This is a genomic window from Klebsiella sp. D-Nf1 (assembly GCF_002810515.1).
Taxonomy (GTDB): Bacteria; Pseudomonadota; Gammaproteobacteria; order Enterobacterales; family Enterobacteriaceae; genus Klebsiella; species Klebsiella variicola.
Window position 1 is genome coordinate 202,079 of sequence record NZ_PIOK01000001.1, and the last position, 25,332, is coordinate 227,410.

The window sequence follows — 25,332 nt, forward strand, 5'->3', positions numbered from 1 at the left end:
CCTTAGCCGGTAACGCGCCGAAGCCTCCGAATTATAGCAGTACCCCGCGGCAATGGATGGTCAGCGGGTATGTGAAACAACCCCATCCGGCACGGAGCCAGGTGGACGTTAATATTAACCTGAAGATTAAACATGACTGAATCTTTTGCTCAACTGTTTGAAGAATCCTTAAAAGAAATCGAAACCCGCCCGGGTTCCATCGTTCGTGGTGTTGTTGTTGCTATCGACAAAGACGTAGTACTGGTTGACGCCGGTCTGAAATCTGAGTCCGCCATCCCGGCTGAGCAGTTCAAAAACGCCCAGGGCGAGCTGGAAATCCAGGTTGGTGACGAAGTTGACGTTGCTCTGGATGCAGTAGAAGACGGCTTCGGTGAAACTCTGCTGTCCCGTGAGAAAGCTAAACGTCACGAAGCTTGGATCACGCTGGAAAAAGCTTACGAAGACGCTGAAACTGTTACCGGTGTTATCAACGGCAAAGTTAAAGGTGGCTTCACTGTTGAGCTGAACGGTATTCGTGCGTTCCTGCCGGGTTCCCTGGTAGACGTTCGTCCGGTGCGCGACACGCTGCACCTGGAAGGCAAAGAGCTTGAGTTCAAAGTCATCAAGCTGGACCAGAAGCGTAACAACGTTGTTGTTTCTCGTCGTGCCGTTATCGAATCCGAAAACAGCGCAGAGCGCGATCAGCTGCTGGAAAACCTGCAGGAAGGCATGGAAGTCAAAGGTATCGTTAAGAACCTCACTGACTACGGTGCATTCGTTGATCTGGGCGGCGTTGACGGCCTGCTGCACATCACCGATATGGCCTGGAAACGCGTTAAGCATCCGAGCGAAATCGTAAACGTTGGCGACGAAATCACTGTTAAAGTGCTGAAGTTCGACCGCGAGCGTACCCGTGTATCCCTGGGCCTGAAACAGCTGGGCGAAGATCCGTGGGTAGCTATCGCTAAACGTTATCCGGAAGGTACCAAACTGACCGGTCGCGTGACCAACCTGACCGACTACGGCTGCTTCGTTGAAATCGAAGAAGGCGTTGAAGGCCTGGTTCACGTTTCCGAAATGGATTGGACCAACAAAAACATCCACCCGTCCAAAGTTGTTAACGTTGGCGACGTAGTGGAAGTGATGGTTCTGGATATCGACGAAGAGCGTCGTCGTATCTCCCTGGGTCTGAAGCAGTGCAAATCTAACCCATGGCAGCAGTTCGCGGAAACCCACAACAAGGGCGACCGTGTTGAAGGTAAAATCAAGTCTATCACTGACTTCGGTATCTTCATCGGCCTGGACGGCGGCATCGACGGCCTGGTTCACCTGTCTGACATCTCCTGGAACGTTGCAGGCGAAGAAGCAGTTCGTGAATACAAGAAAGGCGACGAAATCGCAGCAGTTGTTCTGCAGGTTGACGCAGAGCGTGAGCGTATCTCCCTGGGCGTGAAACAGCTCGCGGAAGATCCGTTCAACAACTACGTTGCTCTGAACAAGAAAGGCGCTATCGTTGTTGGTAAAGTGACTGCAGTTGACGCTAAAGGCGCAACCGTAGAACTGGCTGACGGCGTAGAAGGTTACCTGCGTGCTTCTGAAGCATCCCGTGACCGCGTTGAAGACGCAACTCTGGTTCTGAGCGTTGGCGACGAAGTTGAAGCGAAATTCACCGGCGTGGATCGTAAGAACCGCGTAGTGAGCCTGTCTGTACGTGCGAAAGACGAAGCGGATGAAAAAGACGCTATCGCTACCGTGAACAAGCAGGAAGACGCGAACTTCTCCAACAACGCCATGGCTGAAGCGTTCAAAGCAGCGAAAGGCGAGTAATCTTTGTCATTCAGGTAATAACAACCTGAATAGTGACGAGTTTACTTGACAGATTGCAGGATTCGTCCTGTAATCAAGCACAAAGGGCGGCTACGGCCGCCCTTGTTTAAGCTGTTAGCTAATTTTTGCCTTGAAGGAAACCGGAGGAATAATGACCAAGTCAGAATTGATTGAAAGACTTGCCAGCCAGCAATCTCACATTCCGGCGAAAGCGGTGGAAGATGCTGTTAAAGAAATGCTGGAACATATGGCCTCAACGCTTGCTCAAGGTGAGCGCATTGAAATCCGCGGTTTCGGCAGCTTCTCTCTGCACTATCGAGCACCTCGCACCGGACGTAACCCGAAAACTGGTGATAAAGTCGAACTGGAAGGTAAGTACGTTCCGCACTTTAAGCCCGGGAAAGAATTACGTGACCGCGCCAATATTTATGAAGAGTAAGTTGCACGACGTGCAACCTGCCTGACGATAAAAAAAGCACCTTCGGGTGCTTTTTTTGTGCCCGCGATTTACCTCCTGCTTCGCAAAAAAACTGTGCCTGACTGCAACAGATGTGAATGTCCGGAACGCGCTGCGCAAGCCTGAATTCGGCGGCAGGACGCCCCCGTTGCTTTGCGTAACACTGCCTGCTCACAGGGAGGTGTTTATGCGTCTACCATGGCTTGCCGGATGCGCCATCATCGGTATGCTGCCGCTACTCTGGTTACCCGCCTTGCCGGGTCCGCGCATTTTGGCAGGCGCGTGCTTCATGGCGTTGCTGTTGACCCGCCTGCATGGAACGGCCATGGCCTGTGTGGCGATGACGCTTCTGCTGATGGTCTGGGGAGTATTGAGCGGACATCAGGCGCTGTGGCCTGCGCAGCGCCTCTCCGGCGCCACCCGGCAGGCGGAAGTGATCCTCAGCGAGACGGATGGCCAGGCCCTGCATCGTGGTCAGATTGTGCGGCTGGCGGGTCGCTACCTGTTTCCCCCGGTCGGCGTGACGCTGTACGGGGAACTTGCACCTGCGCCCGCCTGTGCGGGTCAGCACTGGCTGATGACGCTGCGCCTGCGCCCGGTGCACGGGCAGCTCAATGATGGGGGGTTCGACAGCCAGCGTTATGCGCTGGCGCAGCACCGGCCGCTGAGCGGGGGAATTGTCGCAGCTTCCGCGCTGGATCCCCGCTGCAGCCTGCGCGCCCGCTATCTGGCGTCGCTGACCCGACGGCTGCAGACTTATCCCTGGCATCCGGTGATGCTGGGACTGGGGATGGGGGAGCGGCTGGCCCTGCCGACGGCGATTAAAGTCCTGATGCAGAACACGGGCACCTCTCATCTGATGGCTATCTCCGGTCTCCATATCGCCCTCGCGGCTTCCCTTATCGTGCTCATGCTGCGCGGCGTGCAGTATATTCTCCCGGGTCGCTGGATCGGCTGGCGGTTGCCGCTGCTGGCCGGGCTGGCCGGCGCCGTCGGTTACGGCTGGCTGACCGGCATGCAGCCGCCGGCGCTGCGGACTTGCGTAGGGTTGGGCGTGTGCTACGCCTTACGCTTGTCGGGGCAGCGCTGGACGGCGTGGCAGGTGTGGCTCTGCTGTCTGGGGGCGATACTCGTTGCCGACCCGCTGGCGGTGCTGTCGCAAAGCCTGTGGCTATCCGCCTTCGCCGTGGCGGGGCTGATCTTCTGGTTTCAGTGGGTACCGCTTCCTGTCGGCCGCTGGCGCTGGCCGTGGAAAGCACTGTTCGCCCTCGTTCATTTGCAGGCTGGCGTGACGCTGCTGCTGGTGCCGCTCCAGCTCCTGCTTTTCCATGGAGTCAGCCTGACGTCCATGGCCGCCAATTTGCTGGCGGTACCCCTGGTGACCCTGCTGGCGGTGCCGCTTATTCTCGGCGCGATGCTGCTGCATCTCACGGGACCGGGGATGGTGGAGTCGCTGCTCTGGCTGGCGGCCGATCGCGTGCTGGCGCTGCTGTTCTGGGGATTACGACATTTACCGGACGGCTGGCTGCCTCTTGACGCCCGCTGGCTCTGGATCAGTAGCCTGCCGTGGCTGCTGGTGATGGGCTGGCGTTTTCAGAGCTGGCGGCATTTCCCGGCCCTGTGTCTGAGTGTACTGCTTTTGCTGATGCGGCCCTTCTGGAGGCAAATTCCCGCAGACGAATGGCGGGTGACGATGCTGGATGTCGGGCAGGGGCTGGCGATGGTGATCGAGCGTCACGGCAAGGCGCTCCTGTATGATACCGGGCCTGCATGGCCGCAGGGCGACAGCGGTCAGCAGGTGATTATCCCGTGGCTGCGCTGGCATCATCTGCAGCTGCAGGGCATTGTGCTAAGCCACGAACATCTCGATCATCGCGGCGGCCTTGATTCAGTGCTGCAGGCATGGCCGCAGGCGTGGGTGCGCAGCCCTTTAAGCTGGGCGCGTCATCTGCCGTGTCATCGCGGCGAGCGCTGGCAATGGCAGGGACTCAACTTCCAGGCCCTGTGGCCGCTGCCGGGCAGCACGGCAAAGGGTAATAATCACTCCTGCGTGGTGAAGGTGGATGATGGTCGCTCCAGCATCCTGCTCACCGGCGATATTGAACGTCAGGCAGAGCAGGCGATGATCAGCCGTTACTGGCAGCATCTGACGTCTACACTTATCCAGGTTCCGCACCACGGTAGCAACACCTCGTCCAGCGAGCTGCTGGTCCGCCGGGTAGATGGCGCGGCCGCGCTGGCTTCTGCTTCGCGCTACAATGCATGGCGGATGCCTTCGCACAAGGTGGTTCAGCGCTACCGCCAGCAGGGGTATCGCTGGTTAGCCACGCCGCAGCAGGGACAGATAACGGTGGTTTTTTCCGCAGAAGGGTGGCAAATCCACAGCTTACGGGATCAAGTTTTACCTCGTTGGTATCATCAGTGGTTTGGCGCGCCCGCCGATAACGGGTAGAATATGCGGCTATTTCAACACAAGCTGGTTTATTGAATGCAGAACGATAAAGATCTCTCCACGTGGCAGACCTTCCGCCGACTTTGGCCGATTATCGCGCCGTTTAAAACCGGGCTAATCGTCGCGGCGGTGGCGTTAGTGCTTAACGCGGGCAGTGACACCTTCATGTTATCGCTTCTTAAACCGTTATTGGATGATGGTTTTGGTAAAACGGATCGCTCAGTGCTGCTATGGATGCCGCTGGTGGTTATCGGGCTGATGGTGCTGCGTGGGATCACCAGCTACATCTCGAGCTATTGTATCTCCTGGGTTTCCGGCAAAGTCGTGATGACCATGCGTCGTCGCCTGTTCGGCCATATGATGGGCATGCCGGTGTCCTTCTTTGACAAGCAGTCTACCGGGACGCTGCTGTCGCGCATTACCTATGATTCTGAGCAGGTCGCCTCATCCTCTTCCAGTGCCTTGATCACCGTGGTCCGCGAAGGGGCATCGATTATCGGCCTGTTCGTGATGATGTTCTATTACAGCTGGCAGCTGTCGCTGATCCTGATCGTACTGGCGCCGATTGTGTCGGTGGCGATCCGCGTGGTCTCCAAGCGTTTTCGCAATATCAGTAAGAATATGCAGAACACGATGGGGCAGGTCACCACCAGCGCCGAGCAGATGCTGAAGGGTCACAAAGAAGTGCTGATGTTTGGTGGCCAGGAAGTGGAAACCAAACGTTTTGATAAGGTCAGCAATAAAATGCGCCTGCAGGGGATGAAGATGGTGTCAGCCTCGTCTATCTCTGACCCGATCATTCAGCTTATCGCATCGCTGGCGCTGGCCTTTGTCCTGTATGCCGCCAGCTTCCCGAGCGTGATGGACACCCTGACTGCCGGGACCATTACCGTGGTCTTCTCCTCGATGATTGCGCTGATGCGCCCGCTGAAGTCGCTGACCAACGTCAATGCCCAGTTCCAGCGCGGGATGGCCGCGTGCCAGACGCTGTTTGCGATCCTCGATTCCGAGCAGGAAAAAGACGAAGGTACGCGGGTCATTGAGCGGGCGAAAGGCAATCTCAAGTTTGAAAACGTCACATTCACCTATCCGGGTCGCGAAGTGGCCGCGCTGCGCAATATCAATCTCGATATCCCGGAAGGGAAAACGGTCGCGCTGGTGGGGCGCTCCGGGTCGGGTAAATCGACCATCGCCAGCCTGATCACCCGCTTCTACGATGTTGACGACGGCCAGATCCTGCTGGATGGTCACGACCTGCGCGAGTACAAGCTGAGCTCGCTGCGCGATCAGGTGGCGCTGGTGTCACAGAACGTGCATCTGTTCAACGATACCGTCGCCAACAACATTGCCTATGCGCGTACCGAAGAGTACAGCCGCGAGCAGATTGAAGAGGCCGCGCGAATGGCCTACGCCATGGATTTCATCAACAAGATGGACAATGGTCTGGATACGATCATCGGCGAGAATGGCGTAATGCTGTCCGGTGGTCAGCGCCAGCGTATTGCTATCGCCCGTGCGCTGCTGCGTAACAGCCCGATCCTGATCCTTGATGAAGCTACCTCGGCGCTGGATACCGAGTCCGAGCGTGCCATTCAGGCGGCGCTGGATGAGCTGCAGAAGAACCGCACCTCGCTGGTTATCGCCCACCGTCTGTCGACCATTGAACAGGCGGATGAAATCGTGGTGGTTGAAGACGGGCGGATTGTGGAGCGCGGAACCCACCACGATCTGCTGGAGCATAAAGGCGTGTACGCCCAGCTGCATAAGATGCAATTCGGCGAATGATCGCGCGCATCTGGTCCGGGGAATCGCCGCTGTGGCGCCTGCTGCTGCCGCTCTCCTGGCTGTATGGCCTGGTGAGCGCGGTTATTCGCCTCAGCTATCAGCTGGGGTGGAAAAAAGCCTGGCGCGCGCCGGTGCCGGTGGTGGTGGTCGGTAATCTCACGGCCGGCGGCAATGGTAAAACCCCGGTGGTGATCTGGCTGGTGGAGCAACTGCAGCAGCGCGGTATTCGCGTGGGGGTGGTCTCTCGCGGCTACGGCGGTAAAGCCGACCGCTACCCGCTGGTATTAACTGACCGGACCAGTACGGCGCAGGCGGGTGATGAGCCGGTGTTAATTCATCAGCGCACTGGCGCGCCGGTGGCGGTTTCTCCGCTGCGCAGCGACGCGGTGAAAGCGCTGCTCAGCGCGCATGATCTGCAGATTATCGTGACCGACGACGGGTTGCAGCACTATAAGCTCGCGCGGGACAGAGAAATTGTCGTCATCGACGGTGTGCGTCGCTTTGGCAACGGCTGGTGGTTGCCTGCCGGGCCGATGCGCGAGCGGGCCTCGCGCTTGCAAAGCGTTGACGCGGTTATCGTTAACGGCGGTGTGCCGCGTCCGGGGGAGATCCCGATGCAGCTGCGTCCCGGAAGGGCGGTTAACCTGCTCACCGGCGAACGTCGCGATGTCTCCACCTTCAAGAACGTGGTGGCGATGGCCGGCATCGGCCATCCGCCGCGCTTCTTCGCCACCCTCGAAAGCTGCGGCATCCAGCCGGTCAAAACCGTGGCGCTGGCGGACCATCAGGCGTTGAGCCAGGCCGATGTCGTCGCCCTGGCGACCGCCGATCAGACGCTGCTGATGACCGAGAAAGATGCCGTGAAATGTCGCGATTTCGCCGCCGCGAACTGGTGGTATTTACCGGTCGACGCCATAATGGCCGATGAACGCGCACAGCGGTTGCTTGCGGACTTAGCGACGTTGGCGCAACGTTAACCATCGCGCCGGCTTTGCTCGCCGCTGTGCTGGAATTCCTGACGGAGAACCTGCATGTCGGTATTGCAATTTTCGCTTAACGAGGCGCGCCACCTCCATCTCGCGGCGCAGGGGTTGTTAAAAAGGCCCCGGCGTCGCGCTCGCCAGAATGACATCCTTTCCACCATCCAGCAGATGTCGCTGCTGCAAATCGATACCATCAACGTGGTGGCCCGTAGCCCCTACCTGGTGCTGTTCAGCCGCCTCGGCAGCTATCCGCAACACTGGCTGGATGAGTCGTTGCGCAGCGGCGAGCTGATGGAATACTGGGCGCATGAAGCCTGCTTTCTGCCGCGCAGCGATTTCGCCCTGGTGCGCCATCGCATGTTGAATCCCGACAATATGGGCTGGAAATATCATCGAGCGTGGATGCACGAGCATGCCGGGAGTATTGCAGAGCTGCTGGCGCACATCGGGCAAAATGGCCCGGTCCGCTCGGCGGATTTTTCCCACCCACGCAAAGGTGCCAGCGGCTGGTGGGAGTGGAAACCGCATAAGCGCCATCTGGAAGGGCTGTTTACCGCCGGCGAAGTGATGGTGGTGGAGCGGCGCAATTTTCACCGCGTGTATGATTTAACCCAGCGGGTGATGCCGGACTGGGATGACGAACGCGACGCGCTATCCCGCGAAGACGCAGAGGCCATCATGCTGCGCAACAGCGCCCGCAGCCTCGGTATCTTTCGTACCCAGTGGCTGGCCGATTACTATCGCTTGCGCCAGCTGTCGCTACCGGGTCTGCTGGCTGCCTGGCAGGAAGAGGGCCTGGTGGTGCCGGTTAACGTGGAAGCACTCGGCGAGATGTGGTTGCATAGCGACGCGCTGGCGCAGCTTGAGTCAGCGCCTGGCGGTAAGCTGATCGCCAGCCATAGTGCTGTGCTCTCTCCCTTCGACCCGGTGGTTTGGGATCGTAAACGCGCGGAGCAACTCTTCAACTTCAGCTATCGTCTGGAGTGCTATACCCCGGCACCGAAGCGGCAGTATGGCTACTTCGTACTGCCCCTGCTGCACCAGGGCAAGCTGGTTGGGCGGATGGACAGTAAAATACATCGCAAAAGCCAGGAGCTGGAGATCTTCTCCCTGTGGCTGGAGGAGGGGGTGAAGATCACCCGTGGCCTTGAGCAGGGGCTGCGCCGGGCGATTAATGACTTCGCGCGCTGGCAATCGGCGGAACGGATCTTGTGCCGGCGCCTGCCGGAAGGGCTGTTTGTCGGTCATGAGCAGGGGTGGGAAATCGACGCCGATTGATCCCGGCGCCGACCTTCCTGTGATATGCTGCTGAGAAATCTATCCGGTCCATCAGGAGGAAACATGGATCACCGTTTACTTGAAATCATCGCCTGCCCGGTCTGTAACGGTAAGCTGTATTACAGTCAGGATAAGCAAGAACTTATTTGCAAACTTGATAGTCTGGCGTTTCCGCTGCGCGATGGTATCCCTGTGCTGCTGGAGACAGAGGCGCGTCCGCTGGCGGTAGAAGAGAGTCACTCATGAGTTTCGTGGTTATTATTCCTGCGCGTTTCGCCTCCACGCGCCTGCCGGGAAAACCACTGCAGGACATTAATGGCAAGCCGATGATTGTTCATGTGCTGGAGCGCGCGCGCGAGTCCGGGGCGGATCGGATCATTGTCGCCACCGATCATCCGGACGTGGCCAGCGCCGTTGAAGCGGCGGGTGGTGAAGTGTGCATGACCCGTGCCGATCACCAGTCCGGCACCGAACGGCTGGCGGAAGTGGTGGAGAAGTGCGCATTCAGCGATGACACTATCATCGTCAATATTCAGGGCGATGAGCCGATGATCCCCCCGGCAATCGTCCGCCAGGTGGCCGAGAATCTGGCGTCCAGCGCCTGCGGAATGGCGACGCTGGCGGTGCCGATCCACGACGCGGAAGAGGCGTTTAATCCGAATGCGGTCAAAGTGGTGATGGATGCCCAGGGCTATGCGCTCTATTTTTCACGCGCCACCATTCCGTGGGATCGCGATCGCTTTGCCCACTCCCGGGACGCTATCGGTGATTCCCTGCTGCGTCATATCGGCATTTATGGCTACCGCGCCGGCTTTATTCGCCGCTATGTCAGCTGGGCGCCGAGCCCGCTGGAGCAGATTGAAATGCTCGAGCAGCTGCGGGTCCTGTGGTATGGTGAGAAAATCCATGTTGCCGTTGCAGCAGAAGTACCAGGCATCGGCGTCGATACCCCGGAAGATCTGGAGCGCGTCCGCGCTGAGCTGCGTTAATCCCCTGTCCCCTCCTTACAGGGGGGGGATATCCCCGCCGGTTTTTCGCTTTTTTTACCCCTTTTTGATCTTATTCGATGACAACCCAGGTGCGGGCGCTCATTATGAAACCAGTAGTGTTCATAGGGGTAATCGACAATGGAACAGTTGCGAACCGAACTCAGTCACCTGCTTGGCGAAAAGCTGAGCCGGGTGGAGTGTATCAGTGAAAAAGCCGCTACGGCGCTGTGGTCCCTGTATGATGCGCAGGGAAACCCGATGCCGCTGCTGGCGCGCAGTTTCACCACGCCCGGTGTGGCGCGGCAACTGGCATGGAAGATCTCCACTCTCGCGCGCAGTGGTACAGTGCGCATGCCGGTGGTTTACGGCGTGATGACGCATGAAGAGCATCCCGGGCCGGATGTGCTGCTGCTTGAGCGCCTGCGCGGTGTTCCGGTGGAGGCCCCCACGCGTACGCCGGCCCGCTGGGAGCAACTGCAGGAGCAAATCGTCGAGGCGCTGCTCGCCTGGCATCGTCAGGACAGCGGCGGTTGCGTAGGGATGGTCGACAATACCCAGGACAATCTGTGGTCGAACTGGTACCGCCAGCGGGTAGAGATGCTGTGGAGCACTCTGAACCTGTATCAGGATACCGGCCTGACGATGCAGGATAAGCGCATTTTGTTTCGCTCCCGCGAGTGCCTTCCAGAGCTGTTCCGCGATTTCAATGACAATGCCGTGCTGGTACACGGCAATTTCACCCTGCGCAGTATGCTGAAAGACCCACGCAGCGATCAGCTGCTGGCGATGGTGGGGCCGGGGATGATGCTATGGGCGCCACGCGAGTATGAACTGTTCCGCCTTGCAGAAGGCGGTCAGGCCGAGCAGCTGCTGTGGCGCTACCTGCAGCAGGCGCCGGTTTCAGAAGCCTTTGTCTGGCGGCGCTGGCTCTATCTGCTGTGGGATGAGGTGGATAGCCTGGTCAATACCGGGCGCTTTGATCGCACCCGTTTCGACCTCGCAAAAAAATCACTCCTGCCCTGGCTCGCCTGAGCCACCTTTCAGCCATTGCCAGACGCGACCGAGGGTTTCATAGCCGACCCGGTCGCTGTGCATCAGCCATACCGGGGAGGGGATGGCTCGCTCCCACGGATTAAGCGGCGAGGTCACCGCTAACTGATTTGCCGGCGCGGGCAGGGGATCCAGACCGGCATGACGAAAGAAAATCATCGCCCGTGGCAGGTGTGACGCCGAAGTGACCAGCAGGAAGGGGGCATCGCCGATGGCGCGCTTCACCGCCTGCGCTTCCTCTTCTGTATCTTTCGGCCGATCGAGCACAATGATATCGCTGCGCGGTACGCCGAGGCTCTCGGCCACTCTCGCCCCAGCTTCTGCCGTGCTGACGGGATTCGTTTTTGCCGCCGCGCCAGTGAAGATCATTTTCGACCCGGGATGCTCATGCCAAAGGCGGATACCCTCCGTCAGGCGCGGCAGGCTGTTATTGATAAGATTAGAGCTTGGCGCCCACTCTGGATTCCAGGTATAGCCGCCGCCCAACACCACCACGTAGCTCACCGGCTGCTCGCCGCGCCAGGTGGGGTAGCTATCTTCAATCGGTTTCAACAGGCTGTCGGCGACGGGCTGCAGGCTCAGCAGCGCCAGCAGCAACCAGCCGAGGCTCACGCATAGCTTTCCGGTACGTTGAAAGCGGCTGAACCATAACAGCGCGATCCCGATCCCGATCAGCAACAGCAGGGCGGGAAGCGGCAACAGCAGACCGCCGACGATCTTTTTTAGCGTGAAAAGCATGCCAGATGGTTCCTTTTTTAACCATATAACCAAAGTTATGTTCGGATCTTATAACAGATCGCTTCATTCTCGGCGTGGGTATGACAAAATAGCGGTTTTGTGTTGGCTTGTGGAGTCGCCCGTGCAGGATCGCAATTTCGATGACATTGCTGAAAAGTTTTCGCGCAATATTTACGGCACCACAAAAGGTCAGCTGCGCCAGGCGATCCTCTGGCAGGATCTGGAACCGCTGCTGGCGCATCTGGGGCCGGGACCGCTGAGGGTACTGGATGCCGGCGGCGGCGAAGGGCAAACGGCCATTAAAGTGGCGCAACTGGGCCATCACGTGACGCTGTGCGATCTCTCCGCTGAAATGGTGGCGCGCGCCCGCCAGGCGGCCGTCGATAAAGGTGTGATCGACAACATGCATTTTGTACAATGCGCGGCTCAGGATATTGCGCAGCATTTGGAAAGCCCGGTTGATCTGGTACTGTTTCATGCGGTACTGGAGTGGGTGGCGGAGCCCCAGGAGGTGCTGCGTACGCTGTGGTCGACGCTGCGTCCTGGCGGTGGGCTGTCGTTGATGTTCTACAATGCTAACGGCCTGCTGATGCACAATATGGTGGCCGGTAATTTCGATTACGTACAATTGGGCATGCCAAAAAAGAAAAAACGCACGCTGTCGCCGGATTATCCGCGTGAGCCGCAGCAGGTTTATCACTGGCTGGAAGAGATTGGCTGGCAGATTGTCAGCAAAACCGGCGTGCGGGTGTTTCATGATTATCTGCGTGAAAAACGCCAACAGCATGACAGCTATGCGGCACTACTGGAGCTGGAAACGCGCTACTGTCGTCAGGAGCCGTATCTCAGCCTGGGCCGTTATATTCATGTCACCGCGCTTAAGAGCCAGGCTCATAGCCGCAGATGCAAGGATAAAGTATGAGTGAATTTTCCCAGACAGTCCCCGAACTGGTTGCCTGGGCCAGGAAAAATGATTTTTCTATCTCGCTGCCGGTCGACAGACTCTCTTTTCTGCTGGCGGTCGCCACGCTGAACGGCGAACGGCTGGAAGGGGAAATGAGCGAGGGAGAACTGGTGGATGCGTTCCGCCACGTCAGTGATGCGTTTGAGCAGACCAGCGAAACCATCAGCCAGCGCGCCAATAATGCGATCAACGATTTGGTGCGCCAGCGTCTGCTGAACCGCTTTACCAGCGAAATTACCGAAGGCAATGCGATCTATCGCCTGACGCCGTTGGGGATCGGGATCACCGATTACTATATCCGTCAGCGTGAATTCTCGACGCTGCGTCTCTCGATGCAGCTGTCGATCGTCGCCGGCGAGCTGAAGCGCGCGGCGGATGCCGCAGAAGAGGGCGGAGATGAGTTCCACTGGCATCGCAATGTTTTCGCTCCGCTGAAATATTCCGTGGCAGAAATTTTCGACAGCATTGACCTGACGCAGCGCATTATGGATGAGCAGCAGCAGCTGGTGAAAGACGATATCGCGCAGCTGTTAAATAAAGACTGGCGCGCGGCGATTTCCAGCTGTGAACTGCTGCTGTCGGAAACCTCTGGCACGCTGCGTGAACTGCAGGATACGCTGGATGCGGCGGGGGATAAACTGCAGGCGAATCTGCTGCGCATCCAGGATTCGACCATGGCGCGCGACGATTTGCATTTTGTCGACCGGCTGGTATTCGACCTGCAAAGCAAGCTCGATCGCATCGTCAGCTGGGGTCAACAGGCGATTGACCTGTGGATCGGCTACGACCGCCACGTGCACAAGTTTATCCGTACCGCTATCGATATGGATAAGAACCGCGTCTTCGCCCAGCGTCTGCGCCAGTCGGTACAGACCTATTTTGATGAGCCGTGGGCGCTGACTTACGCCAACGCCGACCGTCTGCTGGATATGCGCGATGAAGAGATGGCGCTGCGCGATGAAGAGGTCACCGGCGAACTGCCGGCGGATCTCGAATTTGAAGAGTTTAACGAAATTCGCGAGCAGCTGGCGGCGCTAATTGAAGCGCAACTGGCGGTCTATAAAGAGAAGGGAATACCGCTGGACCTCGGCCTGGTGGCGCGGGAGTTCCTGGCGCAGTATCCGCGCGGGCGTCACTTCGACGTGGCGCGGATCGTCGTGGATCAGGCGGTACAGCTGGGCGTCGCCCAGGCAGATTTCACCGGACTGCCGGCAAAATGGCAGCCGATTAATGATTACGGAGCCAAGGTACAGGCGCATGTCATTGACAAATATTGAACAAGTGATGCCGGTTAAGCTGGCGCAGGCGTTGGCCAATCCGTTATTTCCGGCGCTGGACAGCGCCCTGCGCGCGGGCCGTCATATCGGTCTCGACGAGCTGGATAATCACGCATTTTTGATGGATTTCCAGGATTACCTGGAAGAATTTTACGCTCGCTATAACGTCGAGTTGATCCGCGCGCCGGAAGGGTTCTTCTACCTGCGCCCGCGCTCCACCACGCTGATTTCGCGCTCGGTGCTGTCGGAGCTGGATATGATGGTGGGCAAAATTCTTTGCTATCTCTACCTCAGCCCGGAGCGCCTGGCAAACGAAGGGATTTTCACCCAGCAGGAACTCTATGACGAACTGCTGACCCTGGCGGATGAATCCAGGCTGCTGAAGCTGGTGAACAACCGTTCCACCGGTTCGGATCTGGACCGCCAGAAGCTGCAGGAAAAAATGCGCGCGTCGCTTAACCGCCTGCGCCGCCTGGGGATGGTGTGGTTTATGGGCCATGACAGCAGCAAGTTTCGCATTACCGAATCGGTATTCCGCTTTGGCGCCGATGTGCGCGCCGGCGATGACCCGCGCGAGGCGCAGCGCCGCCTGATCCGCGACGGGGAAGCGATGGCCCTGGAAAATCACCTGCAGCTCAATGATGAGAATGAAGAAAACCAGCCGGATAGCGGGGAGGAAGAGTAATGATTGAACGCGGTAAGTTTCGCTCGCTAACGCTGGTTAACTGGAACGGTTTCTTTGCCCGGACCTTTGATCTTGATGAACTGGTGACCACCCTCTCCGGGGGGAACGGCGCGGGTAAGTCCACGACCATGGCGGCTTTCGTCACGGCGCTGATCCCGGATTTAACCCTGTTGCACTTCCGTAACACCACCGAAGCGGGCGCCACCAGCGGTTCGCGCGATAAAGGCCTGCACGGTAAACTGCGTGCCGGGGTGTGTTACTCGGTACTCGACGTGATCAACTCTCGCCACCAGCGCGTGGTAGTCGGTGTGCGCCTGCAGCAGGTCGCCGGGCGCGACCGTAAAGTCGACATCAAACCTTTTGCCATCCAGGGGCTGCCCACCTCGATCCAACCGACCCAGCTGTTGACCGAGACGCTCAACGATCGTCAGGCGCGCGTGGTAAGCCTCAATGAGCTGAAAGACAAACTCGAGGCGATGGAAGGCGTTCAGTTTAAACAGTTCAACTCGATCACCGAATATCACTCGTTGATGTTCGATCTGGGCGTGGTGGCGCGTCGTCTGCGTTCCGCCTCCGATCGTAGCAAATACTACCGCCTGATTGAGGCCTCGCTGTACGGGGGGATCTCCAGCACCATTACCCGCTCGTTGCGCGATTACCTGCTGCCGGAAAACAGTGGCGTGCGTAAAGCGTTCCAGGATATGGAAGCGGCGCTGCGGGAAAACCGCATGACGCTGGAAGCCATTCGCGTTACCCAGTCTGACCGCGATCTGTTTAAACACCTGATCAGCGAAGCCACCAACTACGTGGCGGCGGACTATATGCGTCACGCCAACGAGCGGCGCATTCACCTGGATAAGGCGCTGGAGTATCGTCGCGATCTCTTTACCTCGCGTTCGCAACTGGCGGCCGAGCAGTACAAGCACGTCGAGATGGCGCGCGAGCTGCAGGAGCACAACGGCGCGGAAGGCGATCTGGAAGCCGATTACCAGGCCGCCAGCGATCACCTGAACCTGGTGCAGACCGCCCTGCGCCAGCAGGAAAAAATTGAGCGCTACGAAGCGGATCTCGACGAGCTGCAGATCCGTCTGGAAGAGCAGAATGAAGTGGTGGCGGAAGCCGCCGACCAGCAGGAAGAGAACGAAGCCCGCGCCGAAGCCGCCGAGCTGGAAGTGGATGAGCTGAAAAACCAGCTCGCCGACTATCAGCAGGCGCTCGACGTCCAGCAGACCCGCGCCATTCAGTATAACCAGGCGCTGCAGGCGCTGGAGCGCGCGAAGGCGCTGTGCCATCTGCCGGATCTGACGCCAGAGAGCGCCGACGAGTGGCTGGAAACCTTCCAGGCGAAAGAGCAGGAAGCGACGGAGAAAATGCTGTCGCTGGAACAGAAAATGAGCGTGGCGCAAACCGCGCACAGCCAGTTCGAACAGGCGTACCAGCTGGTGGCGGCGATTAACGGCCCGCTGGCGCGTAATGAAGCCTGGGACGTGGCGCGCGAATTGCTGCGCGACGGCGTTAACCAGCGCCATCAGGCCGAGCAGGCGCAGGGGCTGCGCAGCCGTCTCAACGAGCTGGAGCAGCGTCTGCGCGAGCAGCAGGACGCCGAGCGTCAGCTGGCTGAGTTCTGCAAACGCCAGGGCAAACGCTACGATATCGACGATCTGGAAACGCTGCATCAGGAGCTGGAAGCGCGCATCGCGTCGCTGGCCGACAGCGTCTCTAACGCTCAGGAACAGCGCATGACCCTGCGTCAGGAGCTGGAGCAATTGCAGTCGCGCACCCAGACGCTGATGCGTCGGGCGCCGATCTGGCTGGCGGCGCAGAACAGTCTCAACCAGCTGTGCGAGCAGAGCGGCGAACAGTTTGAGTCCGGCCAGGAGGTCACCGAATACCTGCAGCAGCTGCTGGAGCGTGAGCGTGAGGCTATCGTTGAACGTGACGAAGTCGGCGCCCGCAAGCGGGCCATCGACGAAGAGATCGAGCGTCTCAGCCAGCCGGGCGGCTCTGAAGACCCGCGTCTGAACGCGCTGGCGGAGCGCTTTGGCGGCGTCCTGTTGTCGGAAATTTATGACGACGTTAGCCTCGAAGATGCGCCGTACTTCTCCGCGCTGTATGGCCCGTCGCGCCATGCGATCGTGGTGCCGGATCTGTCGCAGGTGGCGGAGCAGCTCGAAGGGCTGGAAGATTGTCCGGAAGACCTGTATCTGATCGAAGGCGATCCGCAGTCCTTCGACGACAGCGTGTTCAGCGTCGACGAGCTGGAAAAAGCGGTGGTGGTGAAGATTGCCGACCGCCAGTGGCGTTATTCACGTTTCCCAACGCTGCCGCTGTTTGGTCGCGCGGCGCGCGAAAACCGTATCGAAACGCTGCATGCTGAGCGTGAGAGCCTCTCCGAGCGTTTCGCAACCCTGTCGTTCGACGTGCAGAAAACCCAGCGTCTGCACCAGGCTTTCAGCCGCTTCATTGGCAGCCATCTGGCGGTGGCTTTCGAGGACGATCCGGAAGAAGAGATCCGCAAACTCAACAGCCGCCGCGGCGAGCTGGAGCGCGCGCTGAACGCCCATGAGAGCGATAACCAACAGAACCGCGTGCAGTATGAGCAGGCGAAAGAGGGCGTTTCTGCGCTCAACCGCCTGCTGCCGCGCCTGAACCTGCTGGCGGATGATACGCTGGCCGACCGCGTGGACGAGATCCAGGAACGTCTGGACGAAGCGCAGGAGGCGGCGCGCTTTATTCAGCAGCATGGCAATCAGCTGGCGAAGCTGGAGCCGATCGTCTCGGTATTGCAGAGCGATCCGGAGCAGTTTGAGCAGCTGAAAGAAGATTACGCCTATGCGCAGCAAACCCAGCGCGATGCGCGTCAGCAGGCCTTCGCGCTGGCGGAAGTCGTGCAGCGCCGGGCCCACTTCAGCTACTCCGATTCGGCGGAGATGCTCAGTGGCAACAGCGATCTCAACGAGAAGCTGCGCCAGCGTCTGCAACACGCGGAGTCCGAGCGTAGCCGCGCGCGCGAAGCGATGCGAAGCCATGTTGCCCAGTTGAACCAGTACAACCAGGTGCTGGCGTCGCTGAAGAGCTCGTATGACACCAAAAAAGAGCTGCTCAACGATCTGTATAAAGAGCTGCAGGATATCGGCGTGCGCGCCGACGCCGGGGCGGAAGAGCGTGCGCGTGCGCGTCGTGACGAGCTGCACATGCAGCTGAGCAACAACCGCTCCCGCCGCAATCAGCTGGAGAAAGCGTTGACCTTCTGCGAAGCGGAAATGGACAACCTGACCCGTAAGCTGCGCAAGCTGGAGCGCGATTACTGCGAAATGCGTGAGCAGGTCGTCAGCGCCAAGGCGGGCTGGTGTGCGGTGATGCGTCTGGTGAAAGACAACGGCGTGGAACGTCGTCTGCACCGCCGTGAGCTGGCTTATCTCTCTGCCGATGAGCTGCGTTCGATGTCGGATAAGGCGCTGGGTGCGCTGCGTCTGGCGGTTTCCGATAACGAGCACCTGCGTGACGTGCTGCGTATTTCGGAAGATCCGAAACGTCCGGAGCGCAAAATCCAGTTCTTCGTCGCCGTCTATCAGCATCTGCGTGAGCGTATCCGTCAGGATATTATTCGTACCGATGACCCGGTGGAAGCGATCGAGCAGATGGAGATCGAGCTCAGTCGTCTGACCGAAGAGCTGACCAACCGCGAACAGAAACTGGCGATCAGTTCCCGCAGCGTGGCGAACATTATTCGCAAAACCATTCAGCGTGAGCAGAACCGTATCCGGATGCTCAACCAGGGGCTGCAGAGCGTCTCGTTCGGCCAGGTTAACAGCGTGCGTCTGAACGTTAACGTGCGTGAGACCCACTCGACGCTGCTCGATGTGCTGTCTGAACAGCATGAGCAGCATCAGGATCTGTTCAACAGCAATCGCCTGACCTTCTCGGAAGCGCTGGCCAAGCTGTATCAGCGCCTCAACCCGCAGATCGATATGGGGCAGCGCACGCCGCAAACCATCGGCGAAGAACTGCTCGACTACCGCAACTATCTGGAGATGGAAGTGGAAGTTAACCGCGGCTCCGACGGCTGGCTGCGCGCCGAGTCCGGCGCGCTGTCCACCGGGGAAGCGATCGGTACCGGGATGTCGATTCTGGTAATGGTGGTGCAGAGCTGGGAAGATGAATCCCGTCGTCTGCGCGGCAAGGACATCTCGCCATGTCGTCTGCTGTTCCTCGATGAAGCGGCGCGTCTCGATGCCCGCTCTATCGCCACGCTGTTCGAACTGTGCGAACGTCTGGAGATGCAGCTGATTATCGCGGCGCCAGAGAACATCAGTCCGGAAAAAGGCACCACCTATAAACTGGTGCGTAAAGTGTTCAATAATCATGAACATGTGCACGTGGTCGGGTTGCGCGGTTTTGCCGCGCCGGTGCCGGAAGCCCTGCCGGGGACGGCCGACGCCTCCTGAGGCTGCGGCTAAATCCTGGTGCGTAAGCGGTGAAAAGGGCAACGTTAAGTTGCCCTTTTTGCTATCCAGCCCGGTATGCCAGAGTGGTATAATCTTTAAGCTTCTTTACATTAGGTAAGGCAAAAGCCTTTTGGTCTTTATATACTGAGAAAAAGCCCACTAATTTGTGGGCGGCAATGTGTGACAACAGGGGGCAAGGGATGTTGCTAAAGAAACGGTATGGTCGTCCATTGTCAGCGCTCAGCCTGAGCCTGGCACTGGCATTTGCTCCGCTGTTCAATGTCCAGGCCGCAGAGCCTGAAGTCGTACCCGGTGATAGCTCCGCTACACCTGGAGAGCTTTCCGTCGCGCTGACGCAAAGCGATGGGCAATCGCCGGCGGTCGCGAAGCTAGCCGGTGAGCAGCCGCTGTCGATGGAGGCCGCGGCGAACAGTCGCGCCCAGATCGAAGCGCTGTTGCCGGCAGGGTACAAACCTGTCTTTATCAATCCGCTGGTATCGCTGTACGCCGCCAGGGATATGAAACCGATGTGGGAAAACCGCGAGGCGGTGCAGGCGTTCCAGCAGCAGCTGGCGGAGATCGCCATCGCCGGTTTTCAGCCGCAGTTTACCACCTGGGTCAGCCTGCTGACCGATCCCGCTGTCAGCGGCATGGCGCGCGATGTGGTGTTGTCGGATGCCATGATGGGCTACCTGCATTTTATCAGTGGTATCCCCACCCAGGGCACTCGCTGGTTGTACGGTTCGACACCGTACAAAATGGCGACCCCACCGTTGTCGGTAATTAACCAGTGGCAGCTGGCGCTGGACAATGGTTCCCTGCCGGCGTTTATCGCCGGCCTGGCGCCGCATCATCCACAGTATGAGACCATGCACCAGTCGCTGCTGGCGCTGGTGGCTGATTCTCGCCCGTGGCCGCAGCTAACCGGCAGCGGCTCGCTGCGCCCCGGTGAATGGAGCAATGATATCGGTGCCCTGCGTGAGATCCTCCAGCGTACCGGGATGCTGGAAAATACGGCCGATATCGTTCTGCCCGGCGATGTGGTCAGCCCGTCGGCGAAGAAAAAGAGCAAATCGGCTGCGGCCCGCGGCGTGTACGATCGCCAGCTGGTGGAGGGCGTGAAGCGCTTCCAGGCCATGCAGGGGCTGGGGGCGGATGGCGTCATTGGCCAGTCCACCCGTGACTGGCTCAACGTCTCCTCCGCGCAGCGTGCGGGGGTGCTGGCCCTGAATATTCAGCGTTTACGCCTGCTGCCGGGCAAACTCTCGACCGGCATTATGGTGAATATTCCCGCTTTCTCGCTGGTCTATTACCAGGATGGCAGCCAGGTGCTGGCCTCGCGGGTGATCGTGGGGCGTCCGGACCGCAAAACGCCGATGATGAGCAGCGCGTTGAATAACGTGGTGGTCAATCCGCCGTGGAATGTGCCGCCGACGCTGGCGCGCAAAGATATCCTGCCGAAGGTGCGGAATAACCCAGGCTATCTGGAACAACATGGCTACACCATGATGCGCGGCTGGAACAGTAAAGAGTCGATTGATCCTTACCGGGTCGACTGGTCGACCATCACCGAGAATAATTTACCGTTCCGTTTTCAGCAGGCGCCGGGGGCGCGTAACTCACTGGGCCGCTACAAGTTTAATATGCCGAGTTCGGATGCTATCTATCTGCACGATACGCCAAACCATAATCTGTTCCAGAAAGATGTTCGTGCGCTCAGCTCCGGCTGCGTACGCGTCAATAAGGCCTCGGAGCTGGCCAATATGCTGCTGCAGGATGCGGGCTGGAACGACACGCGTATTTCCGATGCCCTGAAGCAAGGGGATACGCGCTATGTCAATATTCGGCAAAATATACCGGTGAATTTATATTACTTAACGGCTTTTGTAGATGCTGATGGACGTACACAATATCGAACAGATATTTACAATTACGATCTAACCGCGCGATCCAGTGCACAAATTCTGACGAAAGCTGAACAATTAATCAGGTAAATGAAGTAGTTCAATGGATTTTGTTGTCCTAGCACTGGGTAAAAAAGGGCGCTGCTCCTCTGCAGCGCCCGATTTTCCTGGGGTGAGGCTGCCTTGACGTTGGCAATAATGCCCGGTAAGGTGCCTTTCGTGCGCCAGAAGTGCATATACATATAATTCCGCTCAATGCGTAGCGCGGCCAGCGCGAACGCTCTCCTTTGCCGGGCTGCATCACGGTTGTGGCGAGCGATGGCGAGCTGGCGGTTAGCCTCGTGCGATGCGGAAAAAGTATATAACGATTCATTGACTGTAGACCTGATTATCATGGACAAATTTGACGCTAATCGCCGCAGATTGCTGGCGTTGGGTGGTGCTGCGCTGGGTGCTGCCGCCATTCTCCCTGCGCCGGCATTTGCCACCCTCTCGACCCCCCGTCCGCGTATTTTGACGCTGAATAACCTGCATACCGGTGAATCGCTCAAGGCGGAGTTTTTCGATGGCAGAGGCTATATTCAGGATGAATTAGCAAGACTTAATCATTTTTTCCGTGATTACCGCGCGAATAAAATTAAGTCCATCGACCCAAGTCTGTTCGATCATCTTTATCGGTTGCAGGGATTGCTTGGCACCAACAAACCTGTTCAGCTTATTTCTGGTTATCGTTCCCTCGATACCAATGATGAGCTTCGCGCACGAAGCCGTGGTGTAGCGAAACACAGCTATCACACCAAGGGACAGGCAATGGATTTCCATATTGAAGGCATTTCGTTAAGCAATATACGCAAAGCGGCGTTATCTATGCGCGCAGGTGGTGTAGGATATTACCCACGTAGTAACTTTGTGCATATTGATACCGGTCCGGTAAGGCACTGGTAACGAAAGGAGCGTCATGAACTATCGTATTATTCCGGTTACCGCGTTCGCGCAGAACTGTTCTCTTATCTGGTGCGAACAAACCCGGCTGGCAGCGCTGGTCGATCCTGGCGGCGATGCTGAACGTATCAAAGCGGTGGTGGCGGAGGCAGGCGTCACGCTGATGCAGATCCTGCTGACGCATGGCCATCTCGATCACGTCGGCGCCGCTGCGGAACTGGCGCAGCATTATGGCGTACCGGTTATTGGTCCGGAAAAAGAAGATGAGTTCTGGCTGGAAGGATTACCGGCGCAAAGCCGGATGTTCGGCCTGGAGGATTGCCAGCCGCTGCGTCCGGATCGCTGGCTCAATGAAGGCGATGTGGTCAATGTAGGGAATGTGGCGCTGCAGGTGTTCCACTGCCCGGGCCATACGCCGGGTCACGTGGTCTTCTTTGATGACGCGTCCCGATTACTCATTTCCGGTGACGTGATTTTTAAAGGCGGGGTGGGGCGTAGCGATTTTCCACGCGGCGACCATGGACAGCTGATTGCGGCCATTAAAGATAAGCTGTTGCCGCTGGGTGATGACGTGACCTTTATTCCCGGCCATGGTCCACTGTCGACGCTGGGTGAGGAACGCCGTAACAACCCGTTCCTGCAGGATGAGATGCCGGTCTGGTGACAGACATGACGCGAACACATAAAAAAGGCCGCATTCGCGGCCTTTTTCTTTTATCTCGCTTAGAGCACTCTGTCGCTTACAGTACCGCGACGATGGCTTCGCACAGCGGCGCCATATTGTCGGGCGTCATCCCGGCCACGTTGATACGTCCGGATGCAACCGCATAAATGGCGAACTCTTCGCGCAGACGCAGCACCTGCTCTTTGCTCAGCCCGCTGAACGAGAACATGCCGTTCTGCTTGCTGATAAAGCTGAAGTCGCGGCTCGCGCCTTTCTCCTGCAGGGTGTTGACGAACAGCAGGCGCATACGCTGGATGCGCTGGCGCATATCGGTCAGTTCCTGTTCCCAAATCGCTCGCAGCGCATCGTTGCTCAGAATGGTGGCGACCACGGAGGCGCCATGCGCAGGCGGGTTGGAGTAGTTGGCACGGATCACCGATTTCATCTGACTGAACGCGCGGTCCACGGTCTCCTGATCGGCGGCGACCAGCGTACAGGCGCCAACGCGCTCGTTGTACAGGCCAAAGTTTTTCGAGTAGGAGCTGGCGACCAGCAGCTCTTTGTGCAGCGCAGCAAAGGCGCGCAGCCCTTCAGCATCTTCTTCCAGACCGCGGGCGAAGCCCTGGTAGGCGAAATCAAACAGTGGGAGCCAGCCTTTTTCCACAGACAGCTGCGCCAGCTGCTGCCACTGGTCGAGCGTCGGATCGATGCCGGTCGGGTTGTGGCAGCAGCCGTGGAACAGCACCACGTCGCCTGCCTGCGCTTCGTTCAGGCTGGCCAGCAGACCATCAAAGTCCAGCGCATGGTTAGCGGCATCGTAGTAGGTATATTCGCGCACTTCCAGGCCGGCAGAGTTAAACACGCTTTTATGGTTCGGCCAGCTTGGGTTGCTCACCCAAACGCGTTTTACGTCGGTGTTTTTGGCGAGGAAGTCAGCCGCGACACGCAGAGCGCCAGTACCGCCTGGGGTCTGCGCAGTACGGGCGCGTTTATCAGCGATAATCGCATTGCCTTTACCGAACAGCAGCTCCTGGGTGCAGCGACCAAATTCAGGAATACCATCGATGCCCAGATAGTTTTTAGTCGTTTCATTTTCCAGCAGGTACTGCTCTGCTTTTTTGACGCTGGTCAGAACGGGTGTTTTACCGGTTTCATCCTTGTAAACACCAATTCCGAGGTTAATTTTTTCAGGGCGGTCATCGGCACGAAACAGATCGGCCAGACCTAAAATCGGGTCGGCTGGGGCGGCGGTAATGTTCTCAAACATGACGAGGTTCCATTGTGATTACTGAAGGGAAATCCGCTATCAGGTTAACGGGAGAATAACGAATTGCCAACCGTTTGCGACAAAAAGCGAGAAGGTTTTCGAAAGATACGATCTTTGCCTCACGAATACAGAAAAGCAGGACCGAAGTCCTGCTTTGAAGGCATATCACGAAGGGGTGTACTGCAGATTAGAACTGGTAAACGATACCCACGGCCGCCTGGTCGTCGGTCGCTACGCCAGCCGCTTTGGTGTAATCGTTGTCGCTCAGCTGGTTGAATTTATACGCAGCATAAACGTTCATGTTCTTGTTGAAGTAGTACCAGGTACCCACTTCGATGTATTTAACCAGATCCGCATCGCCGCCGGAGAAGCCAGCACGCGATTGCAGGTCTTTACCTTTGGTCTGCACGTAGCCGATGGACGGACGCAGGCCGAAGTCGAACTGATACTGTACGACAGCTTCAAAGTTCTGAGTTTTGCCCGCGAAGTGGTTATCTTCTTCCGGAGTCATGTTGTAAGTCTGGGAGTACATGACTGCCGCGTAGACGTTGTTGGCGTCATATTTTGCAGAGGTTGCCCAGGCTTCGGCTTTGTCGCCATTGCCGTCAGCTTTCTGATCGACGCTACGGTTAGAGCCGGAGTAGCCTGCAGACAGCGCGATACCGTTGTCGAACGCGTAAGTGGCTGCGGTGCTGAAGCCATCGCCATTCTGTTTACGAATAGCGCGGTCGTGGTCGTTTTTACCCTGGTACTGCAGCGCGAAGCTCAGGCCGTCAACCAGACCGAAGAAGTCAGAGTTACGGTAGGTTGCCACGCCGTTGGTACGGCCGGTCATGTAGTTGTCGGTGTAGTTCCAGCCGTCGCCGCCCCATTCAACCAGCATATCGGTTGCTGCTTCGACGTCGTAGATTGCGCCGTAGTTACGGCCGTAGTCGAATGAACCGTATTCGCCTGCTTTCAGACCCGCGAACGCCAGACGGGTTTTCGTCGGCTGGGAACCTTCAACGTTGGACGCATCCATGTTGTATTCCCACTGGCCGTAACCGGTCAGCTGATCGTTGATCTGAGTTTCGCCTTTCAGGCCGATACGGGCATAGGTGGTATCGTCGCTGCTGGTGTTACCATTGGTGGTCCAGACGTGCTCGCCGACCATTTTCCCGTAGAAGTCCAGTTTGTTGCCGTTTTTGTTATAGATTTCTGCAGCGTTGGCTGCACCGGCTACCAGCAGGGCAGGGATCACCACTGCCAGAATATTGCGCTTCATCATTATTTATTACCCTCATTAATATTTTTTATATGAACACGTGCCACTGCCGTCAATAAGTTCTGTCAATAAAAACTTACAGAACCATTGATGAGAGTTTGGTGTCTGAAGGCATCTTTCCATCCGCGACAACGTTTCGCTAGCCGGAAAATGCTACTAATATCTCATATGAGTAACAAAACGAAAAATCATGTAACTAAATGTGTATTTTAGGGAACTTTGTGAACTTAATCAAAATTCCGTTCCACCTGATAAGGCAAAACGCCATTGCTTATCTATCTATATGAATTATTTATGATTAATTTGGATAAGCGGTAATTCGTTCATTTTGTGTGTTGAATTCGCCTTCTTTTTATTCAGCTCCTGTCTTTGCAAGACG

General features: G+C 57.8%; 19 protein-coding genes. 16 read left to right on the forward strand and 3 right to left on the reverse strand.

The window, feature by feature from the left end; genetic code table 11:
• Positions 1-132 precede the first annotated feature (132 nt).
• The 9 genes from rpsA to CWM54_RS00975 all read left to right on the forward strand — a co-directional run bounded on the left by rpsA (position 133) and on the right by CWM54_RS00975 (position 10,782).
• The gene (gene rpsA, locus CWM54_RS00935) at positions 133-1,806 is read left to right on the forward strand and encodes a 30S ribosomal protein S1 (RefSeq protein ID WP_061155180.1); all 1,674 of its coding nucleotides are present in this window, start codon (positions 133-135) and stop codon (positions 1,804-1,806) included.
• A 151-nt stretch (positions 1,807-1,957) separates the two neighbouring features.
• The gene (ihfB, locus tag CWM54_RS00940; RefSeq protein ID WP_004100704.1) at positions 1,958-2,245 is read left to right on the forward strand and encodes an integration host factor subunit beta; all 288 of its coding nucleotides are present in this window, start codon (positions 1,958-1,960) and stop codon (positions 2,243-2,245) included.
• Positions 2,246-2,450: 205 nt separating this feature from the next.
• Positions 2,451-4,715, forward strand: a complete 2,265-nt coding sequence (locus CWM54_RS00945) for a ComEC family protein (RefSeq protein ID WP_100695666.1) — start codon at positions 2,451-2,453, stop codon at positions 4,713-4,715.
• A 36-nt stretch (positions 4,716-4,751) separates the two neighbouring features.
• The gene (msbA, locus tag CWM54_RS00950) at positions 4,752-6,500 is read left to right on the forward strand and encodes a lipid A ABC transporter ATP-binding protein/permease MsbA (RefSeq protein WP_061155178.1); all 1,749 of its coding nucleotides are present in this window, start codon (positions 4,752-4,754) and stop codon (positions 6,498-6,500) included.
• Positions 6,497-7,477 carry a tetraacyldisaccharide 4'-kinase gene (gene lpxK / locus CWM54_RS00955; RefSeq protein WP_100681542.1) on the forward strand — a complete coding sequence of 327 codons (981 nt, stop codon included), beginning with the start codon at positions 6,497-6,499 and terminating at the stop codon, positions 7,475-7,477. The genes msbA and lpxK overlap by 4 nt, the downstream gene beginning before the upstream one ends.
• Positions 7,478-7,531: 54 nt before the next feature.
• The gene (locus tag CWM54_RS00960; protein ID WP_100695668.1) at positions 7,532-8,761 is read left to right on the forward strand and encodes a winged helix-turn-helix domain-containing protein; all 1,230 of its coding nucleotides are present in this window, start codon (positions 7,532-7,534) and stop codon (positions 8,759-8,761) included.
• Between the two features lie 63 nt (positions 8,762-8,824).
• The gene (gene ycaR, locus CWM54_RS00965; protein WP_004201390.1) at positions 8,825-9,007 is read left to right on the forward strand and encodes a protein YcaR; all 183 of its coding nucleotides are present in this window, start codon (positions 8,825-8,827) and stop codon (positions 9,005-9,007) included.
• Positions 9,004-9,750 (forward strand): 3-deoxy-manno-octulosonate cytidylyltransferase, encoded by a 747-nt coding sequence (kdsB, locus tag CWM54_RS00970; protein WP_100695670.1) that lies wholly within the window; start codon positions 9,004-9,006, stop codon positions 9,748-9,750. The genes ycaR and kdsB overlap by 4 nt, the downstream gene beginning before the upstream one ends.
• A 138-nt stretch (positions 9,751-9,888) precedes the next feature.
• Positions 9,889-10,782, forward strand: a complete 894-nt coding sequence (locus CWM54_RS00975; protein ID WP_100631479.1) for a YcbJ family phosphotransferase — start codon at positions 9,889-9,891, stop codon at positions 10,780-10,782.
• Here the strand turns inward: CWM54_RS00975 and elyC are convergent.
• Positions 10,759-11,538: an envelope biogenesis factor ElyC gene (gene elyC, locus CWM54_RS00980; protein WP_061155173.1), complete on the reverse strand. Its 780-nt coding sequence runs from the start codon at positions 11,536-11,538 to the stop codon at positions 10,759-10,761. The two genes, CWM54_RS00975 and elyC, sit on opposite strands and share 24 nt — an antisense overlap.
• A 121-nt stretch (positions 11,539-11,659) precedes the next feature.
• Between elyC and cmoM the strand changes: the two genes are divergently transcribed.
• The 7 genes from cmoM to CWM54_RS01020 all read left to right on the forward strand — a co-directional run bounded on the left by cmoM (position 11,660) and on the right by CWM54_RS01020 (position 22,422).
• Positions 11,660-12,460 (forward strand): tRNA uridine 5-oxyacetic acid(34) methyltransferase CmoM, encoded by an 801-nt coding sequence (gene cmoM / locus CWM54_RS00985; protein WP_100695672.1) that lies wholly within the window; start codon positions 11,660-11,662, stop codon positions 12,458-12,460.
• On the forward strand, positions 12,457-13,779 hold the full coding sequence (gene mukF / locus CWM54_RS00990; RefSeq protein ID WP_008805866.1) for a chromosome partition protein MukF: 1,323 nt from the start codon (positions 12,457-12,459) through the stop codon (positions 13,777-13,779). The genes cmoM and mukF overlap by 4 nt, the downstream gene beginning before the upstream one ends.
• Entirely contained in the window at positions 13,760-14,464 is a 705-nt protein-coding gene (mukE, locus tag CWM54_RS00995) for a chromosome partition protein MukE (protein ID WP_004150840.1), read from the forward strand. Before mukF ends, mukE begins: the two co-directional genes overlap by 20 nt.
• Positions 14,464-18,912, forward strand: coding sequence for a chromosome partition protein MukB (mukB, locus tag CWM54_RS01000; protein WP_074386411.1), 4,449 nt, complete (start codon positions 14,464-14,466; stop codon positions 18,910-18,912). Before mukE ends, mukB begins: the two co-directional genes overlap by 1 nt.
• Positions 18,913-19,112: 200 nt before the next feature.
• Entirely contained in the window at positions 19,113-20,906 is a 1,794-nt protein-coding gene (gene ldtD, locus CWM54_RS01005) for a L,D-transpeptidase (protein WP_100695674.1), read from the forward strand.
• 303 nt (positions 20,907-21,209) lie between these two features.
• Positions 21,210-21,761 (forward strand): YcbK family protein, encoded by a 552-nt coding sequence (locus CWM54_RS01015; protein ID WP_061156391.1) that lies wholly within the window; start codon positions 21,210-21,212, stop codon positions 21,759-21,761.
• A 13-nt stretch (positions 21,762-21,774) separates the two neighbouring features.
• Positions 21,775-22,422 carry an MBL fold metallo-hydrolase gene (locus CWM54_RS01020; RefSeq protein WP_061155170.1) on the forward strand — a complete coding sequence of 216 codons (648 nt, stop codon included), beginning with the start codon at positions 21,775-21,777 and terminating at the stop codon, positions 22,420-22,422.
• A gap of 76 nt (positions 22,423-22,498) precedes the next feature.
• On the opposite strand, the gene CWM54_RS01025 is transcribed toward CWM54_RS01020, so the two are convergent.
• A complete protein-coding gene (locus CWM54_RS01025; RefSeq protein ID WP_061155169.1) occupies positions 22,499-23,689 on the reverse strand; it encodes an amino acid aminotransferase in 1,191 nt (396 codons plus the stop codon).
• Positions 23,690-23,876: 187 nt separating this feature from the next.
• Entirely contained in the window at positions 23,877-24,956 is a 1,080-nt protein-coding gene (gene ompK35 / locus CWM54_RS01030) for a porin OmpK35 (protein WP_061155168.1), read from the reverse strand.
• Between the last annotated feature and the right edge of the window lie 376 nt (positions 24,957-25,332).